The sequence below is a fragment of the Gordonia hydrophobica NBRC 16057 genome (genome assembly GCF_001592365.1).
GTDB lineage: Bacteria > Actinomycetota > Actinomycetes > Mycobacteriales > Mycobacteriaceae > Gordonia > Gordonia hydrophobica.
Map to the genome: position 1 here is coordinate 26,879 of NZ_BCWU01000010.1, position 18,489 is coordinate 45,367.

An 18,489-nucleotide genomic window follows, 5' to 3' on the forward strand; every position below is an offset into this window, starting at 1 on the left:
GCATACTGGCGAGTCGTCATGGCAGGTCCGGGGTCGATCCGGCGGCCACGAGCAAGTCTTCGCAGGTTGTGACGAGCGCCTCACGGAGTTCGGCTCCGCGGCGGGCGATCGCCGTCTGTTCGCGCACATACTGCGCACGGCCGTCGGCGGTCTCGATGGGCACCGCCTGGTAGCCGTAGTCCGTGAGGTCGTAAGGACTGGCCCGCATGTCGAGCACGCGCGCGGTCAGCGCCAGCTCGAAGCAGTCGGCGAGGAGGTCGCCGCCGACTAACGGGGTCAGCTTCAAACAGTACCGGTACAGGTCCATGGTCGCGTGCAGGCATCCCGGTTGCTCGTTCTCGATGGCATCGGCCCGGGTCAGCGCCGTGGCGTTGAGCGGCTCGGCGTCCGCGGTGAAGAAGCGGAAGGCGTCGAAGTGGGTGCACCGGATCGGATGGGCCTCGACGACGGCGTCGGTGCCCGCGCCGCCGAGGCGCAGCGGGATGCGGTGACGTTTGGCGTCGGTGCGGTAGACCATGGCCCACTCGTGCAGACCGAAGCAGCTCAGCCGAGGCGTCCGTCGCGCGGTGGCCTGCTCCATGGCCAGGATCCAGCGGACCAGGTGGAGCCGGGACGCGAGGTGTTCGTCGGTCACGCGGGCGGTGCCGTCGTCGGTGACGTGGTAGCCGCGCAGCCCGCCGTAGCGGTGCGCCCGACTCAAGGCGACGCCGAACCCCGGATGCCACTTGGTCACCTGCCCCGGCCGCGCCGAATAGTAGGTGAACAGGAAGTCGATGACCGGATGCTTCTCACCGCGCCGGTGCGCCTGCGTGTACGGCTCGATCAGAGTCTCGATCCGCGCGCGATGGCGATCGGCTCGCAGTTGCCAGTCGGCGCGGGGAAGGACGATCTCGTCGACCATCAGATCCGGTGCGTGGAGTCGCGCACGTCGCCGATGAAGGCTTCCGCGAGATCGGCCAGGGCCAAGACACCGAGCATGGTTCCCGCATTGTTGACCACCGCACCGAGGTGCGCACTGGTACGACGCAGCGCGACGCTCGCTTCGTCGAGCGGCGTGGTCTGGTCGATCTTCGGCAGCGGCCGGATCTGATCGATGCCGATGATCGTGTCCGGGCCGATGGCCTCGTCGAGGATGTCGTCGAGGACGTCCTTGATGTGCAGGTAGCCGATGAACGAGCCGTCGAGTCCGCGGACGGGGAAGCGGGAGTAGCCGGTCTCCCGGACCGCACGTTCCACCGATCCCAGTCGCGGGCCCAGACCTCCGGTCGCCGCGTCGAGCTGCACGCGGACACTGCGGACCTCGTCGAGCGGGATCATCAGCTCGGCGGCGGTCCGTTCGACCGTCTCGAGGGCGCGCGTGAGTCGTTCGTGCTCGTCCGCATCCAGCAGGCCGGTCTCGCGCGACTCACTGATCATGTCGGCCAACTCGCTCTCGTTCACCGTGGTCGCGAGCTCGTCCTTCGGCTCCACCCCGAACATCCGGAGACTGAGGTTGGCGAGCGCGTTGTAGAACCAGATCAGCGGATTGGCGAGGCGCATGAACAGCAGGTGCGGGGGGACCACCAACATGGCGACGGTTTCGGGGCCGGCGAGCGCGATGTTCTTCGGGACCATCTCGCCGAGCAGGATGTGCAGGATCACGACGATCGCCAGGCCGACGGCGAACGCGATCGGATGCAGCAGCTCGTGGGGCACGTGGGCCCATTCCAGCGGTGCCGAGATCAGATGCGCGATGGCGGGCTCGGCCACTCGGCCGAGCAGGATCGAGCAGATGGTGATGCCGAGCTGGGATCCCGCGAGCATGAGCGAGAGGTGCTCGGAGGCTTCGATGACGGTGCGTGCTCGCTTCTTGCCGCTCTCTTCCAGGGCGACGAGCCGGTCGCGGCGGGCCGCGATCAGCGAGAACTCGGCGGCGACGAAGAAGGCGTTGGCAGCCAGGAGCACGACTGCGAGGATCAGTCCCCACCAGTCGTTCATGAGCGGTCCCCGTCCGGGTCGGTCGCCGGGACGCCGTCGACGATCGTCATCCAGACCTTGTCGACGCGACGCTGATCCATCTGCACCACGGTCGCCTGCCAGCGCGGCTCCGGGCTCTCCAGGGGAGCGTCGTTCGCGGACTCGTGTAGCGGCAGATCGATGATGTCTCCCGTTCGGGGGATGCGGCCGAGGCTGAACATGATCAGGCCGCCCAGCGTCTCGTACGAGCCCTCGGGTGCTCGGTAGCCGATGGCGGTCTGCACTTCGTCGAGCCGCAGCAGCCCGGAGCAACGGAAGCCGTTGCCGACCGGGGTCACGTCGGATTCCTCGAGGTCGTGCTCGTCGGTGACGTCGCCGAGGATCTCCTCGACGATGTCCTCCGAGGTCACCAGGCCCGCGGTGCCGCCGTATTCGTCGATCACGACGCACACCTCCAGACCGTTGGACGAGATGCGGTCCATCAGTGAATCGCTGTCGAGGCTGTCCGGCACCCGGGTCACGGGCCGGGCCAGCGAGCGCAGGGAGGTGGTGGCCAGGCTCTGCGGCGGCAGGGTGAACGCCTGCTTGATGTGGACCACGCCGACGAGATTGTCGAGGTCGCCTGCCTCGGCGACCAGAAACCGGGAGTGCCCGGTCCGCGACGCCGCAGCGATCAGGTCGCGGACCGAATCGCCCGGCTCCAGGGACTCGATGCGCACGCGCGGGGTCATCAGGTCTTCGGCCGTCAGATCGCCGAACCGCAGTGAGCGGTCGACGAGGGTGGCGGTGTCGGCGTCGAGTGAGCCGCGCAGTGCCGAATTGCGGACGAGGGCGGCGAGTTCGGCGGCCGACCGCGCCGACCCGAGCTCTTCGGTCGGCTCGATGCCCAGCCGGCGGACCAGCGCGTTGGCGGTGCCGTTGAGGCCGTTGATCGCGAACTTGAAGAATGTCGAGAAGAGTGAGAGCGGGGTCGCCGTCGCCCGTGCCACGCCGAGCGGTTTGGCGATGGCCAGGTTCTTCGGCATCAACTCGCCGAGGACCATCGACAGCGATGTCGCGATGATCAATGCCAAGGCCAGCGAGACGCCGCCCACGGCGCCGTCGGGAATGCCGATCGCGGTCAGCACCGGATCGAAGATCCGTGCCAGCACCGGCTCGGCGATGTAACCGGTGACCAGCGTGGTGATGGTGATGCCCAGCTGAGCACCGGAGAGTTGGAACGAGAGGGTCTTGTGCGCTTTCTCCACCGCGCGGGCGCGCCGGTCGCCGCGGCGAGCGACGTCGCCCGCGATGGTCGAGCGTTCCAACGCCGTCAGGGAGAACTCACCGGCGACGAACAGCGCCGTCCCCAGCGTCAGCGCGACGAAGCCGACCAGGCTGAGCACGATGATGAGGATGTCCACCGTCGCAGGTCACCATCCGCCCGGGAGCGGGCGACCTTCCGCGAAGCCTGCGGCGGACTGCACGCCCAGAACCACCTTGTCGTGCAACTCCTCGAGCGTGGCGGCCCCGGTGTAGGTCGCGGTGCTCCGAACTCCCGAGCAGATGTGGTCGATCAAGTCCTCGACACCGGGGCGTTCCGGGTCGATGCGGATGCGCGACGACGAGATCCCCTCTTCGAACAAGGCCTTTCGCGCGCGGTCGTAGGCGGAGTCGCCGGACGAACGGGCGGCGACCGCGCGCTTCGACGCCATGCCGAAACTGACCTTGTACTCGCCGTGCGGGTCGGTGTGCAGATCGCCGGGCGACTCGTAGGTGCCTGCGAACCACGAGCCGACCATCGCGTTGGCGGCTCCGGCGGCGATCGCGAGTGCGACATCGCGCGGGTGGCGGATACCGCCGTCGGCCCACACCGAGGCGCCGTGTTCGCGGGCCACCGCCGCGCACTCGGCGACGGCGGAGAACTGCGGGCGGCCCACCCCGGTCATCATCCGCGTGGTGCACATGGCACCGGGACCGACGCCCACCTTGATGATGTTCGCGCCCGCGTTCACCAGATCGAGCGTGCCCTGCGCGGAGACCACATTGCCTGCGGCGAGCGGAACACCGAGATCGGCGGCGGCGATCGCACCCAGTGCGGTGATCATCTTCTCCTGATGCCCGTGCGCGGTGTCGACGACGAGCAGATCGGCACCCGCCTCGACCAGCGCCGTGGCGCGAGCCACCACATCGCCGTTGATGCCGACGGCCGCGGCGATCCGGAGGTTGCCGCGGGCGTCGACGTTCGGCTGGTAAATGCCTGCGCGCAGGGCGCCGAGTCTGGTCAGGACGCCGGCGAGCCCGCCGGACTCGTCGGTGAGCACAGCGAGATCGGCGTTGGCGTCGACCAGTGCGTCGAACACCGCACGCGGATCGGTGTCGGCGGGCAGTGCCACGGGAATCGGGTCGGCAGCGGATCCGACGTCGGTGAACAGATCGATCTCGTGGCCGGGCAGCGCCCGGGGGATCAGTCCGACCGGACGGTTCTTGTCGAGGACGACGGCGTATCCGTGCGACCGCTTCGGGATCAGGGCCTGCGCGTGCGCCATCACGTCGTCGGCGTTCAGGATGACCGGGGTCTCGGCGATCAGGTGACGGCTCTTGACGTAGGTGATGGTGTGCGCGGCGGCGTCGATCGGCACATCCTGCGGGAGCACGACGAGGCCACCTCGTCGGGCGACGGTCTCCGCCATCCGCTTTCCCGCGATCGCCGTCATGTTTGCGACGACGAGCGGGATGGTGGTTCCGGTGCCGTCGGCGGTCGACATGTCGACGTCGAAGCGGGAGGTCACCGCCGAGCGGTTGGGGACGATGAAGACGTCGTCGTAGGTGAGGTCGTGGCCGGGTGCGTGCCCGTCGAGGAATCGCACAGGCGAACCCTTTCTCGTCGATGAACAGGACGTGGCGTCGGTGATCAGTGGTGGGAGATCAACCGGGTGAGTTCGGTGAGCCAGGGAATCGCGACGGCGAGGGTCGGTACCACGAGGATCGCGGCGGCCAGGGTGTACGCGGTCGCCGACATCTGCCACGTCGGCGTCAGATACCCGAGGCGACGGACGCGGACCAGGGTCGTCGGACCGCCGACAGCCATGGCTCCGCGGGGCGCCGTCGCGTCGGCGCAGGCGACGAGCGCCCGGCCCACGGTGGTGGGGCTGGTGGCGCGAGCGGCCTGGTCGTCGGCGAGCGCTTCGGCTAGGAGTTCCACCGAGCCGAGCGCCGAGTGGGAGCGGACGAACCGCGGGAACGCCTCGTGGAGCGCGATGAACACCTCGAGGACCAGGTCGTGTCGCGCTCGCAGGTGTGCGCGCTCATGTTCGATCACCGCGGCGAGCTCGCGATCATCCAGCCGGGTGAGCACGCCCTCGCTGAGGACGACGCGGCTGCGCAGACCGGGAAGGCAGTAGGCGAGGGGATCGGCGACGTCGAGGATGCGGACGTCGCGGCCGACCTCACGACTGCGTCCCACATTGTCGACGAGATCGATGAGGGTGCGATGGGCGTTCCGGCGTGCGCGCGTTCGGATCCCCACCCGCAGAACCGTGTACATCAGTCGCGCACCGATCACCAGGGTGAGGACGAAGACGGTCACGTAGACGGTCCAGAGGAACCATCCCAGCCGATGGATCTCCTCGACGGGATTGTTGGTCGGGGTGCCGTCGGGGCCCGGCGCGAGCAGGTTCGCCGCGATCGCGAGTCCGGTGCTGAACGCGGACAGGACCGCGGCGAGGGCGATCGACTGCCACAACGCCATGGCGGCCCGCGGAGCGTGGAGCGGCCAGGAGGCCCGCGAGAGGACTTCGGGAATCGGCCCGACCAAAGCAATGGTGAGGATGCCGAACAGCAGTGCGGTCATCGGCCTTCCTCAGTGTCTCGGGACGTCAGTCGCGGGTCGGGGCAGTCAACGGTGGGTCGGGCGTGTCGCTTCGAGTTCGTCGAGCGCCTCGCGGAGTGCGGCGGCCTCATCGGCGCCGACTCGTCCGACGAACGACACGAGCGCGGCGTGGCGCGACCCGGGGGCGTCGGCCGAACTCAGCGCATCGACCATCAGTTTCGCGACCAGATCTTCGCGGGGCGACGCGGCAGCGTACTGATGCGCGCGGTCGTCGCGGATCTGATTGACGAGCCCCTTCTTGGTGAGGCGCTGCAGGACGGTCATCACCGTCGTGTAGGCCAGGTTCCGAGTATTAGACAACTCGGCATGGACTTGACGCACCGTCTGCGGTGTCGCCGAAGCCCATAGCGTGTCCATCACTGCACGCTCGAGGTCGCCCAATCCGTTCATCTTCTTCATTCTACGTCGACTCCCAGGTTTCTCGGCTTCGGGTCGGCGATCCCGTGTCCAGGGACCGTCAGTGCTCGCATCAGTGTTGCGGACGGCGTTCGCGTCGACCTCGTCGGTCGCCGCTCGTGTCAGTGCAACGAACGAGGCTCGCCGCGTGTTCCCGCAACAGGTTGACACGTGACTAAGGTTAGCCTACATTCAGTATCAAGGATCGCGTGAGAGTCCTGAGGGCTGCAGAGACCCCCGATCCGTGGCAATGGCCCCCGCCGCTCGCTGTTGAGCGCGGGGGCCATTGGCTTGCTCAGGCGAAAGGGTGGCAATCTTCAGACATGGAAAATCTTGCAGAGTCGATCGATACGACCGAGGCCCGCGGCTTCGACAAACTCCTCGGCTTCACCATCACGGAGGCGACCGGGGAGACCGTGATCGGCACCCTCGACGTCGACGAACACCACCACCAACCGTTCGGGATCACTCACGGCGGCGTCTACTGCGCCCTCGCCGAGAGTGCGGCCAGCGTGAGTGCCTTCTGCTGGCTTCAGGAATCGGGTATCGGCGGTTCCGCGGTCGGCGTCAACAACTCGACCGACTTCCTCCGGTCGGTCCGCAGCGGCGTGATCTCGGTGTCGACCACGCCCTTGCATCGGGGCCGCAGGCAGCAGTTGTGGCAGATCGACATGGTCGACGATGAAGGCCGCCTCGTCGCGCAGTCGCGTGTCCGGCTGCAGAACATCGAGATGCCCACGCTCCCCGGAGCCTGACATCGCCCACAGGATCGCCCCGAGACCGATGGTCTCGGGGCGATCCGGGTTCGGTGGGGGATCAGCCTGCTTGCTCGTCCTTCTTGCCCTCGGCCTCGGCCTTGGCGGCGTCGGCGACTCGCAGGCGTTCCAGATACGACAGCTCGGTGAGCGCCGAGCGGGCATAGACCTGCTGCTCGGTCACGGCGAGCTGGGTCCGGCCGCGCGTGGAGAACGCGAAGAACCAGTTGATGAAGGTGTTGAGTCGGTTGCGGAAGCCGACCATGTACACCAGGTGCAGGGCCAGCCAGCCGAGCCATGCCAGGTAGCCCTCGGTCTCGAACTTGCGCTTGGTGAACGGCAGCGGCACCTGCATCACGGCACTGAAGCGCGACACCGTCGCCATGGACCCCTTGTCCCAGTAGCTGAACGGCTTGCGCTGCTCCGGGGTCTGGCCCTTGCGCATCTCGGCGAGAATGGCGTCCGCCGCATAGCGGCCGCCCTGGATCGCGCCCTGTGCCACACCGGGCACACCGTCGACGGCCATCATGTCGCCGACCACGTAGACGTTGGAGTGCCCGGGGATCGTGAGGTCCGGGCCCACCTTGACGCGGCCTGCGCGGTCGAGTTCGGTGTCGGACTGCTCGGCGAGGACCTTGCCGAGTGAGCTGGCCTGCACACCCGCCGACCAGACCTTGCACTGACTCTCGATCCGCTCGACGGTGCCGTCCTGGTACTTCACGGACAGACCGTCGTAGTCCAGATCGGTGACCATGGCACCGAGGCGGACGTCGACGCCGAGCTTCTCCAGCCGTTTCTTGGCCTTCTGCCCGAGCTTCGCACCGAACGGGCCCAGGACCGCGGGGGCTGCGTCGAGCAGGATCACCCGCGACTGTGTCGGGTCGATGTTCCGGAACGCGCCCTTGAGCGTGATGTCGCTCATCTCGGCGATCTGGCCGGCCATCTCCACACCGGTGGGGCCTGCGCCGACGACCACGAAGGTCAGCAGCTTCTCCTGCTCGGCGGGATCGTCGGACAACTCGGCCTGCTCGAAGGCGCCGAGGATGCGACCGCGGAGTTCGAGCGCATGGTCGATCGTTTTCATGCCGGGCGCGTATTCGGCGAAGTGATCGTTGCCGAAGTACGACTGGTCGGCGCCCGCCGCCACGATGAGGTCGTCGTACGCCGTCTCGGTGACCCGTTCCAGCAACTGCGACCGGACGGTCTGATTCTTCAGATCGATGTCGAACACCTCACCGAGCAGGACGCTGGCGTTCTTCTGATCGCGTAGGATGACGCGCGTCGCGGGGGCGATCTCGCCTTCGGCGATGATGCCCGTGGCGACCTGGTACAGCATCGGCTGGAAGAGGTGGTGGGTGGTCTTCGCGATCAGCGTGACGTCGACATCGGCCTTTTTGAGTCGCTGCGCGGCGAACAGGCCACCGAACCCCGAGCCGATGATGACGACCTGACGGCGGCGCCGCGGGTTCGTGGCAGGGCTGCTGGTCATTGCGTAACTCCTGAATTCTGTTCTCGTGACGAAAATGCGTGGTCGGCAGCCAGTGCGGCGACGAGGATGTCCGTCTCCTCCCATGCTGGAACACTCGACTGCTTACGGTAGTCCGACCTGCCGGAGCAGGCATCCGGACGGTCGCGCTACGCGGGCAGGTCTTCGGCGGCCGGACCGCGGGGGCGATGATGTCGCCCGGGCGCGGCAGTCGTCGCCGGGCGGTGGTTGCGCAACCAGTCGCGACGCAGGACCTCGTACTCCACGTCCTGACCGGTGAAGCCGTCGTCGAAGTGCTCGCGCTGCAGATTCTCGGTGGCCAGTCGCATGCCGAGTTTCTGCATCACCCGTTGGGAGCGGACGTTGTCCGGATGCGTGCCCGCGAAGACGCGTTCGGTCGCGGTGGTGGTGAAGGCGACGTCGACCAGTGCCCGAGACGCCTCGGTCGCCAGGCCCCGATGCCAGGATTCGCGCGCCAACCGATAACTGAGCTCCAACTCCGGCACCGCGGAGTGACGGGGGAGTCGCAGCCACACCCAGCCGGCCATGGCCTGTGTGCGCCTGTCGAACGCCAGCCACAGACCGGTGCCGTGATCGCGGAACTGAGCCTGCGACCGCGGGATCACCCAGTCGGTGATCACCGCGGTGGGCGTCGGCTCGCCGCCGGAGACGAACCGCATCACCTCGGGATCGGCGTCGAGAGCGTTCAGCAGCCCGGCGTCGACGGGCGCCACGGGGCGCAGTCGAAGTCGTCGCGTGCCGATGTCCACCCGGCGAGTGTATCGGCGACGGACGACAAAAACCGGCGACTCGGCGCGGTGCGCCGCGCCCATCCCGGCGCGGGCCGCTGTCGGGGCCCAGCGATAAGGTGCAGCCATGTCGGAGAACTCCTCGATGATCGAGATCCACTTGCGATGGGGCGACATGGATCCGCTCAATCACATCAACAACGTGCAGTTCGCGCGCATCCTCGAAGAAGCCCGGGTGCGCGCCATGCACGAGTGGTTCTCCGGGCGCACCCGGCCGTTCGCGTTCCTGATCGCGCGGCAGGAGATCGAATACGTCACGCCGCTGCTGTACACGCCCGAGCCGGTGACCGTCGAGATCTGGATCTCGCGGATCGGCGGGAAGTCGTTCGACTACGGGTATCGGCTCCGGACCGCCTCCGGTGAGCTGTCCGCGCTGGGCGAGACCACATGCACGACGGTCGACCGCGAGACCGGTCGACCGGCAGCGATCACCGACGAGCTCGACGCGGTCCTGCGTGCGCATCTCGGCGGCGAAGTCGAGTTGCGTCGCAGGCGATGACCGGCCGACGCATGCGGTGTCACAGGAGCGTGACAGCACGTTCGTGGTGAGGAGAGGGGAGAGTCAAGCGTGTTGACCGTGCACCGCGCCGAGTCCGCGCAGCAGTTGGTGGACGTACTGGCGCAGACGCTCGCGACGCCATTGGCCGATCCCATGCAGACCGAGATCGTCGCGGTCCCCGAACGAGGGGTGGAGCGATGGCTGCGACAGCAACTGTCCCTTCGGCTCGGAACCGGATCGTCCGGCACGGACGGGATCGCCGCCAACATCGCGTTCGACTCACCGCGGTCGTTGCTGCGCCAGGTCATCGACGGCGTGGCGACCGACCCGGACGCCGCGGAGAGCTGGTTCGCGGACCGCCTGCGCTGGCCGGTGCTCCGGGTCATCGACGCCCACCTCGCCGACCCGCACCTGGCGGTGCTCGCCACGCACCTGGGGTTGGGGGAAGCCGGGGGCGCCCAACGCGGCCGGAGGCTGTCGACGGCGTCGACGATCGCCGGCCTGTTCAGCGCGTACGGGTGGCAGCGGCCGACCATGATCGCCGAATGGGCGGCCGGCGACGACACCGATGGCACCGGGACGCTCTTGGCCGATCACCTGCGCTGGCAGCCGTGGCTCTGGCGACTGGTCAGAGCCGAGATCGGGCACGCGCATCTCGCGGAAGATCTCGGAGGGGTTCTCGAGCGGCTGCGAGACGATCCCGGAGCAGTCGACGTGCCGAACCGGTTCGCACTGTTCGGCGCCACGCGGATCCCGCAGACCCTGCGCGTGGTTCTGGACGCGCTGGCGCAGCAACGCGACGTCGCCCTGTATCTGCCGCATCCTTCGCCCGCGCTGTGGGATCGCGTGGACGCCGCCACCTCCGCTGCGCCGATGCAGCCCCGCGCCGGTCGAGTGCCGCTGCGGCCGAGTCATCCGCTGCTGGCCGCACTCTCCCGCGATGTCCAGGAACTGCACGAGGTGTTGGCGCCCGCGATCGGCGCCTCGGTGCATCACCCGTCGCCGTCCGCGCCGACCTGCACTCTGCTGCGCGCCCTCCAGAACGGCATCCGCGACGACGCCCTGGTCCGGGTCGACGGCGCCCGGGCCGATGGAAGTCTGGAAGTGCATGCCTGCCACGGACCGGCTCGCCAAGTCGAGGTGCTGCGCGATCGGCTGTTGCACCTGTTCGACGCCGATCCGTCATTGGAGCCGCGCGATGTGCTCATCATGTGCCCGGATGTGGACGCCTTCGCCCCGCTGATCGGTGGCGCCTTCGGACAGTCCGGGATGAGCGGCGACCACCCCGCATTCACCCTGCGGGTCCGGTTGGCGGACCGTGGCATCCGGACGCAGAACGCCGTGCTCGACGTCGTGGCGCGCGTTCTCGACCTGGCCGCCGGGCGCGTCCGTGCGGGCGACCTCCTCGATCTGGTCGGCGCCGAACCCGTTCGCCGTCGATTCGGCTTCAGCGACGACGACGTCGATGCACTGACCGGCTGGGTGCAGCGCGCCGGCGTGCGCTGGGGCGTCGACGACGCTCAGCGCCGGCGGTTCGGGCTCGGCGGGTTTCCGCAGGGGACCGTTCACACCGGTCTCGACCGCATCCTGCTCGGCGTGGTCGCCGAGGAGTCCGAGAACGAATGGCTCGCCACGGCGTTGCCGCTGTCGGGCATCGACTCGACCGACACCGATCTCGCCGGACGGTTCGCCGAGTTCGCCGGGCGGCTCGCCGATCTTCTCGAGGACGTGTCGCAGCGGCATCTGACCGGTGCGTGGTCGGCGCTGTTGCTCCGGATGATCGATCTGCTCACCCAGACCGACGGCGACACGCAGTGGCAGCGAAGCCAGGCCGTCGGCATGCTGACCGAGGCGCTCGCGGTGCCCGACGGGACTGCGGAGTCCGAGCTCGAGCTGGCCGATCTGCGTGATCTGATGACGACCCTGCTCCGCGCGCGGCCGACCCGCACGAACTTCTGCACCGGAGAACTGACGGTCTGTTCCATGGTGCCGATGCGTTCGGTTCCGCATCGGGTGATCGCGGTGCTCGGCATGGACAGCGGCGCGTATCCGCGAGCCGGCGCCGTCGACGGAGACGACATTCTGCAGGTGACACCGATGGTCGGTGAACGCAACGTGCGTGACGAGGACCGCCAGGTGTTCCTGGACGCGGTCGGTGCGGCTACCGACAATCTGTTGGTCTTCTACACCGGAGCCAACGCGCTGACCGGAACGCAGACTCCGCCCGCGGTGGTCGTCAGCGAACTCCTCGACGCGGCGCGCGGGGTCCTCGGCATCGCCACCGGCGATCCCGTCCCGATCCTGCATCGGCACACCCTCCACGCCTTCGACGAGGCCAACTTCGTTCGCACGTCGGGCGGCCCGTTCAGCTACGACACCGGCCTGCTGCCCGCGGCCCGGGCATTGAGCGCCCTGACTCGTTCGCACACGCGGGGGCCGCGCCTGCCGGTGATCGCCGACGAGACGCTGCCGCCCGCCGATCGGTCGGCGGACGTCGACCTGGACGACCTCATCGGGTTCCTCAGCGCACCGGTCGAGGGGTATGCGCGCCAGCGGCTAGGCGTCGGACTGCCCGACGACGCCGACGACCACTCCGACGAGCTGGCCGTCTCACTCGACGGGCTGGAACGGTGGGGGGTCGGCAACCGATTTCTGGCGGCGCTCCTCGCAGGCGACGACCCGGCCGCCGCACAGGGCGCGGAGTTCCGTCGTGGATCGCTGCCGCCGTTCGCCTTCGGCGCTCGAGAGTTCTCGCCGATCCGCGACAAGGCGCAAGCCGTCGCGACGGCGGCGCACGGATACCGCGGCGACGCCGCCGATGCGATCGATGTGCGCGTCCGGCTGCCGGACGGTCGTCGGCTGACGGGGACGGTCGGCGAGGTGTTCGCGGGCCGCCTGGTACCGGTGAGCTATTCGCGCCTCGCGCCCAAACATCGACTCGCCGCCTGGATCCGGCTCCTTGCGATCGCCGCCGGATCGGACCGGGAGGTGTCCGAGGCGATCGTGATCGGCAGTGCGTCGGGCCGGTTCCCGTCGGCCAAGGTGAGCCGACTGCATGTCCCGTCGAATCCCGCGGACCTGCTGAACGTGCTCGTCGCCATCCGAGACGCGGGTCTGTCCGCGCCGGTGGGACTGACGCTCGACGCGGCGAGCGCGGCTGCCTCGGAGTTCGTCCGGTCGGGCCGTGCGGAGCGGGCGCGCACTCGGGCGATGTGGACCTACCGGAAGTCGTACTCCGACCCGAATCGCTACGCGAGCCTGGTCTTCCACGGCGACCCCGACGCAGCGGTCGAGTTCGAGACCCTCGCCGCCGCGGTGCCCGCCATCGACACGATGGCGGCCGCCGCCGGATGGCTGCCCGGCGACGAGGCCACGGACATGTACGTCCGGCTCGCCGCAGGCCTGTTCGGGCCCCTGTTGCAGAACGAGGAGGACCGATGACCGCCGCCGTTCGCGGGGCCGATGCTTTCGACCTGACCGGGCCGCTCCCGCAGCAGACACTGGTCCTGGAGGCGAGCGCCGGAACCGGCAAGACGTACGCCATCGTTGCGCTCGCCGTCCGGTACATCGCCGAGGGCGTCGGCGTGTCGGACCTGTTGATGGCCACCTTCTCGAACGCGGCCTCGGCCGAGCTCCGCGATCGGACCCACGCCCGACTCGCCGAATGCGTGGCCGCACTCGGCGATCCGGACACCGCGCGCGGGTCCGACGACGAACTCGTCGCACACCTCGCCGACGCCGGTCCGGAACTGCTGCGCCTGCGTCGTGAACGGTTGAGCGATGCATTGTCGGACTTCGATGCGGCGACCGTCGCCACCACTCACACGTTCTGCAATCGGATGCTGGCTGCGCTCGGCTTCCTCGGCGGCAGACAGCAGCAGTACCCGATCGTGGAGAACGTCGACGAGATGGTCGCCGAACTCGCCCGCGACGCCTACCTCGCCCGGTTCGCAGGCGATCCGGACACGGCGCCGTCGTACGAGGACGCCGAGCAGATCGCGATCGCTGCCGTGCGTGACCCGGCAGCCGCGCTGGCGCCGAACCGGGAGGACGAGCGCACAGACGACTCCGACATCCGCGTGTGGATCGCCCAGCAGGCCCGCAAGCACACGGCGGTCCGTAAACGTCTGGCCCGCCTGCGCACCTACGACGACCTGCAGCAGGCCCTGTTCGAGATCGTCACCGACCCGGACATCGGCGAGCAGGCATGCCGCCGGATCCGTGATCAGTTCTCGGTCGTCCTCATCGACGAGTTTCAGGACACCGATCCGCAGCAGTGGGCGATCGTGCGGCTCTGCTTCCACGAGCAGTTGCCGTTGATCCTGGTCGGCGACCCGAAACAGTCCATCTATGCATTCCGCGGCGCCGAGGTGCTGAGCTACCTGAACGCGGTCGAGTCCGCGAGCGAGCAGCGGCGGCTGGCGGTCAACTGGCGGTCGGACGAGGCCGTCGTCGACGGTCTGGGCGTGCTCTTCGAGGGCGCCACCATGGGGCACGAGAAGATCGCGTACCACCCGGTCCGAGCCCGCCACACCGGATCGCGCATCCACGGTGCGCCCGCGGTCCGGATCCGTGCGTTCCTCCGCAACGACTTCAGTGTCACCACGCAAGACGGCACCACGCCCCTGGTGGGTCCGGTGCGCGAGAGGGTCACCGACGACGTCGCGAACGACATCGCCGCCGTCCTGGGCAGCGGCACCCTGATCGACGACGACGGCGACGACCGCCGAGCGGTTGAACCCGGTGACATCGCGATCCTGTTGCGCGCCAACAAGACGGTCGCACCGCTCCAACGGGCGCTCGCCGCGCGCGGGGTGGCGTCGGTCGTCACGTCGGGCACCTCGATCTTCGACACCCCGGCGGCCCGCTACTGGTGGTACGTCCTCTCGGCGATCGAGAGTCCGTCCCGGCAGCCGCGTGTGCGCCTGGCCGCATTGACCCCGCTCATCGGACTCACGGCGCAGACCCTCGAACGGCAGGGCGACACCGGCGTCGGCACCCTGTCCGGACGACTCGCCGAACTCGGCCGCATCTTCGTCGACGGCGGATTCGCTCCGATGGCCGCACGACTGTTCGCCGAGTTCGGGACGGCCGAACGACTGCTGCGCCTCGACGGCGGCGAACGGCTGATGACCGACATCGTCCAGCTGTCCGAGCTGTGCAACCGCCGCGCGGTCGACACCTCCGGCGGCGTCACCTCGCTGGTCGAGTGGCTCGGGAGACAGATCGACGACAGCGCCGGGTGGGGACAGCAGCGCGACGCGACCCGACGGCTCGACCGCGACACCGAGGCCGTCCAGATCATGACGGTGCATGCGAGCAAGGGACTCGAGTTCCCGATCGTGTACGTCCCGTTCGGTTGGGACGGGGCCAGCCATCCCAACCCGCAGACCTTCCTGTACCACGAGGACGACGACGCGCGGTACCTCGACGTCGGGGGCAAACAGGCGCGCGGGTACGCCCGGCGCGACCGCCGCTCGCGCACCGAGGGCTCGGGCGAAGACCTTCGGCTGCTGTACGTCGCGGCCACCCGCGCCCGCAGCCAGGTGGTGCTGTGGTGGACACCGAGCACCACCACCCCGCGCGGGGCGCTCCATCGGCTGCTGTTCACAGTCGGCGACCGACGAGCCGCGGCACGCTCGGGCGCCGTCTCGCCGATACCGGAGACCGTGCCGATCCTGCCCGACGACGGCGACTGCGTCAGTGTGCTCAAAGCGATCGCCTCGTGCAGTCCGGCGATCCGACTGGAGCCCGCGAGCGGTTCGGCGACCGTCGACTGGCGTCCGCCCGGAGACGATCAGCCTGCGCCGGTACTCGACGTCGCCCGCTTCGGTCGCACCATCGACCGGCAATGGCGGCGGACGTCGTACTCGGCGATCGTGGCCGCCGCGCACGCCGCCGTCCACGCACAGGCTCCGGGACCGGTCTCGGTCGTGGAGAGCGGCAGCGAACCCGACGACGTCCACCGCCCGGACGAGCCCGACGACGCGGGCCCCGCGGCGGACGCCGGCCCCGCCGATGCGGCGGAGGCCGTCGACGGACTGCCGTCGCTGATGAACGGACTGCCGTACGGCGCCGGATTCGGGACCCTGGTGCACGAAGTGCTCGAGCACGTCGACACCTCGTCGGAGGACATCGACGCGCACATCCTGGACCGCTGCCGCCAGGGGGCGGCAGCGGCGGGCGTCGACATCGACGTCGCGGTGCTGGCTCGAGCACTCGTCGGCGTCCTGACGACGCCACTCGGGTTCGGTGACCTGTGGAGCGTGAAGCCGAACGACCGCCTCGCCGAGATGGACTTCGAATTGCCGCTGGCGGCGGACGACGGCGGTTTCGGGCTCGACGCCGTCGGCGATCTGCTGGCCACGCACCTGCCCGTCGACGATCCACTGGCGGCATACGCCGACCTGGTGCGGACGGTCTCGTCTGATCGGTTCAGCGGCTACCTCACCGGCAGCATCGACTCGATTCTCCGGCGCGACGACGGCCGCTTCGTGGTCGTCGACTACAAGACCAACCGGCTGCGTGCGGGCGAGCTCGCCGTCGAGGACTTCCACCGTGAGGCGATGGCCGCGGAGATGATGGCGGCGCACTATCCGCTGCAGGCGCTGTTGTACTCGGTGGCGCTGCACCGCTATCTGCGGTGGCGGATCGCCGACTACGATCCTGCGCGCCACCTGGGCCCGGTCCAGTACCACTTCGTCCGCGGCATGGCCGGGCCGTCCACCCCGCCGGGGTGCGGCGTCTTCCACTGGGAGCTGCCGCCGACGCTGGTGGTGGCCATGTCGAGCCTTCTGGCCGGCCGCACCGAGGAGCGTGCACGATGACGACGATCGACGACGGTGACCCGCAGCGGGTGGCGCGCGGCGCCGACCGACTGACTCCGTTCAACCAAGCGGGGGTCCTGAACGCCGCCGATGTGCACGTGGCCCGCCGCGTCGCCGCGTTGTCGGGCGCGCCGGTGCACGAGGACGTCCTCCTCGCCACCGCGCTCGCCGTGCGTGCGGTCCGAACCGGATCGACGTGCGTGGAGATCGACAGCATCGCCGAGATCGCATCCGCGGCCGCCGATCAGGCAGCGCTCCCGTGGCCCGAGCCCGCCGCGCTGCGCGAGGCGATCGCCGCGTCGCACCTGGTGCTCGGCTGTCCGTCGGGGCCGCTGCGACCGCTGGCGTTGGCGCACTCCGACGACGGTCCGCTGCTCTACCTGCGCAAGTACTTCCGGCAGGAACAGAGCATCCGCCACATCCTCGACACGCGCGCAGCGGGACGCCCCGACGTCGACGCCCAGACGCTGGCGACGGCGCTCGACGTCGCGTTCGGAGCGGGCGACACCGGCGGGTACGACCGTCAGCGCGCCGCCGCCGCGCTCGCGGCCGTCTCGTGGACCACCGTTCTCGCCGGCGGACCGGGCACCGGCAAGACGTACACCGTCGCGCGGATCCTGTCGGTGATGGAGTCGTTGTTCGGCGGCGACCTCCGCATCGGACTGTGCGCACCGACCGGCCGCGCCGCAGCCCAGCTGCAGACGGCGATCGGTGAGTATCGGCGAGAACATCAGACCCTGCGGAGCGAGCCCGCCGCCGTCACCGTGCACCGACTCCTGGGATCACGACCCGACGGGACGTTCCTGCGCGGCTCCGCCAATCGCCTGCCCTACGACGTGGTCGTGGTGGACGAGACCTCGATGCTGCCGGTCACCCTGATGTGCCGCCTGCTCGAATCGCTGCGGTCGGACACCCGACTCATCCTCGTCGGCGACCCGCACCAGCTGGTGTCGGTTGAGGCCGGCGCGGTGCTCGCCGACTTGGTCGATCGGGATCCCTCCGCGAGCGGATCCGCCGACCTGCCCGCGGCGTTCGCCGACGTCACCGATTTGCCGACCGCCGACTTCGACGCAGCCGAACGCGCATCCCTGGTGCGCGGCGTCATCACGTTGCGCCGCGGTCACCGTTACGGAGACCGGATCGGGGAGATCGCCGAAGCGGTGAACACCGGCGACGCCGACCGGGTGCTGGAGCTGATCGGGCAGGGTCCCGACACCACGCATCCGGTCCGGTTGATCGACCCGGACGACGCCGACGCGGTACGCGGCGAAGCCGTCGGCTGGGCCGGTGCGCTGCGGTCGGCAGCGGTGTCCGGTGACGCGCGAGCCGCGGTGACCGCACTGCGCGGGCATCGGGTGCTGTGCGCCCACCGCGACGGCCCGTACGGCGTCGGCGGGTGGTCGCGGACGGTGATCGGCTGGATCACCGACGATCTCGGCGGGCCGCCCGCAGGTGCGGGCTGGTATGCCGGTGAGCCGCTGTTGGTGACCGCGAACGATCGGGCCCAGGGCGTCTACAACGGCGACTCCGGCGTCGTCGTGGTGGATCCGGAGGGCGACGGGCAGGAGCTGGCCGCAGTCTTCGAACGCGGGCACGAGATCAAGAAGCTTCATCCGAGTCAGCTGGCCGACGCCGTCCCCGTGTATGCGATGACGATCCACCGCAGTCAGGGCAGCCAGTTCGCCACGGTGACGGTGGTGCTGCCGCCGCCGGACGCCGAACTGCTGACACGGGAACTCCTGTACACGGCCATCACCCGCGCCGAACGCGAGGTCACGATCATCGGGACGCCCGAGGCGCTGCGCGCCGCGGTGGCCCGCCGCGTGGCCCGCGCCTCCGGTCTGCGCACCACCCTTTCCGAGCACGGCTGACACGCACCCTTAGGCCACC

At 69.3% G+C, this 18,489-nt stretch carries 13 protein-coding genes; 5 read left to right on the forward strand and 8 right to left on the reverse strand.

Annotated features, from left to right (window positions below):
• Positions 1-16: 16 nt before the first annotated feature.
• The 6 genes from GH2_RS16155 to GH2_RS16180 are packed head-to-tail and all read right to left on the reverse strand — an operon-like array spanning position 17 to position 6,226.
• Positions 17-901, reverse strand: coding sequence for a 3-methyladenine DNA glycosylase (locus tag GH2_RS16155; RefSeq protein ID WP_066170262.1), 885 nt, complete (start codon positions 899-901; stop codon positions 17-19).
• The gene (locus tag GH2_RS16160) at positions 901-1,977 is read right to left on the reverse strand and encodes a hemolysin family protein (RefSeq protein WP_066170268.1); all 1,077 of its coding nucleotides are present in this window, start codon (positions 1,975-1,977) and stop codon (positions 901-903) included. Before GH2_RS16160 ends, GH2_RS16155 begins: the two co-directional genes overlap by 1 nt.
• Positions 1,974-3,359 (reverse strand): hemolysin family protein, encoded by a 1,386-nt coding sequence (locus GH2_RS16165; RefSeq protein WP_066170271.1) that lies wholly within the window; start codon positions 3,357-3,359, stop codon positions 1,974-1,976. Before GH2_RS16165 ends, GH2_RS16160 begins: the two co-directional genes overlap by 4 nt.
• A gap of 9 nt (positions 3,360-3,368) precedes the next feature.
• Positions 3,369-4,805, reverse strand: coding sequence for a GMP reductase (guaB1, locus tag GH2_RS16170; protein WP_066170275.1), 1,437 nt, complete (start codon positions 4,803-4,805; stop codon positions 3,369-3,371).
• 44 nt (positions 4,806-4,849) lie between these two features.
• Positions 4,850-5,788 carry a M56 family metallopeptidase gene (locus tag GH2_RS16175; RefSeq protein WP_066170278.1) on the reverse strand — a complete coding sequence of 313 codons (939 nt, stop codon included), beginning with the start codon at positions 5,786-5,788 and terminating at the stop codon, positions 4,850-4,852.
• A gap of 45 nt (positions 5,789-5,833) precedes the next feature.
• Entirely contained in the window at positions 5,834-6,226 is a 393-nt protein-coding gene (locus GH2_RS16180; RefSeq protein ID WP_066170280.1) for a BlaI/MecI/CopY family transcriptional regulator, read from the reverse strand.
• 320 nt (positions 6,227-6,546) lie between these two features.
• On the opposite strand from GH2_RS16180, the gene GH2_RS16185 reads away from it, so the two are divergent.
• Complete coding sequence (locus GH2_RS16185; protein ID WP_066170283.1) at positions 6,547-6,978, forward strand: PaaI family thioesterase; 432 nt, start codon at positions 6,547-6,549, stop codon at positions 6,976-6,978.
• 61 nt (positions 6,979-7,039) lie between these two features.
• Here GH2_RS16185 and GH2_RS16190 read toward each other — a convergent pair whose 3' ends face one another.
• On the reverse strand, positions 7,040-8,467 hold the full coding sequence (locus GH2_RS16190; RefSeq protein WP_066170286.1) for an NAD(P)/FAD-dependent oxidoreductase: 1,428 nt from the start codon (positions 8,465-8,467) through the stop codon (positions 7,040-7,042).
• 146 nt (positions 8,468-8,613) lie between these two features.
• Positions 8,614-9,342, reverse strand: coding sequence for a GNAT family N-acetyltransferase (locus GH2_RS16195; RefSeq protein ID WP_239589079.1), 729 nt, complete (start codon positions 9,340-9,342; stop codon positions 8,614-8,616).
• Between GH2_RS16195 and GH2_RS16200 the strand changes: the two genes are divergently transcribed.
• From GH2_RS16200 to recD, 4 genes are all read left to right on the forward strand, one after another.
• A complete protein-coding gene (locus GH2_RS16200; protein WP_066170292.1) occupies positions 9,341-9,772 on the forward strand; it encodes an acyl-CoA thioesterase in 432 nt (143 codons plus the stop codon). The genes GH2_RS16195 and GH2_RS16200 overlap by 2 nt on opposite strands.
• A 69-nt stretch (positions 9,773-9,841) precedes the next feature.
• Positions 9,842-13,213, forward strand: coding sequence for an exodeoxyribonuclease V subunit gamma (recC, locus tag GH2_RS16205; protein WP_066170295.1), 3,372 nt, complete (start codon positions 9,842-9,844; stop codon positions 13,211-13,213).
• Positions 13,210-16,599, forward strand: a complete 3,390-nt coding sequence (locus GH2_RS16210) for a UvrD-helicase domain-containing protein (RefSeq protein ID WP_066170298.1) — start codon at positions 13,210-13,212, stop codon at positions 16,597-16,599. The genes recC and GH2_RS16210 overlap by 4 nt, the downstream gene beginning before the upstream one ends.
• Entirely contained in the window at positions 16,596-18,470 is a 1,875-nt protein-coding gene (gene recD, locus GH2_RS16215; RefSeq protein WP_066170301.1) for an exodeoxyribonuclease V subunit alpha, read from the forward strand. Before GH2_RS16210 ends, recD begins: the two co-directional genes overlap by 4 nt.
• Positions 18,471-18,489: the final 19 nt, after the last annotated feature.

Coding starts and splice junctions, on each gene's coding strand:
- GH2_RS16180 (WP_066170280.1), bottom strand. CDS start 6,226: ATGAAGAAGATGAACGGATTGGGCGACCTCGAGCGTGCAGTGATGGAC.
- GH2_RS16195 (WP_239589079.1), bottom strand. CDS start 9,342: ATGGCTGCACCTTATCGCTGGGCCCCGACAGCGGCCCGCGCCGGGATG.
- GH2_RS16175 (WP_066170278.1), bottom strand. CDS start 5,788: ATGACCGCACTGCTGTTCGGCATCCTCACCATTGCTTTGGTCGGGCCG.
- GH2_RS16200 (WP_066170292.1), top strand. CDS start 9,341: ATGTCGGAGAACTCCTCGATGATCGAGATCCACTTGCGATGGGGCGAC.
- GH2_RS16185 (WP_066170283.1), top strand. CDS start 6,547: ATGGAAAATCTTGCAGAGTCGATCGATACGACCGAGGCCCGCGGCTTC.
- GH2_RS16160 (WP_066170268.1), bottom strand. CDS start 1,977: ATGAACGACTGGTGGGGACTGATCCTCGCAGTCGTGCTCCTGGCTGCC.
- recD (WP_066170301.1), top strand. CDS start 16,596: ATGACGACGATCGACGACGGTGACCCGCAGCGGGTGGCGCGCGGCGCC.
- GH2_RS16190 (WP_066170286.1), bottom strand. CDS start 8,467: ATGACCAGCAGCCCTGCCACGAACCCGCGGCGCCGCCGTCAGGTCGTC.
- GH2_RS16155 (WP_066170262.1), bottom strand. CDS start 901: ATGGTCGACGAGATCGTCCTTCCCCGCGCCGACTGGCAACTGCGAGCC.
- GH2_RS16210 (WP_066170298.1), top strand. CDS start 13,210: ATGACCGCCGCCGTTCGCGGGGCCGATGCTTTCGACCTGACCGGGCCG.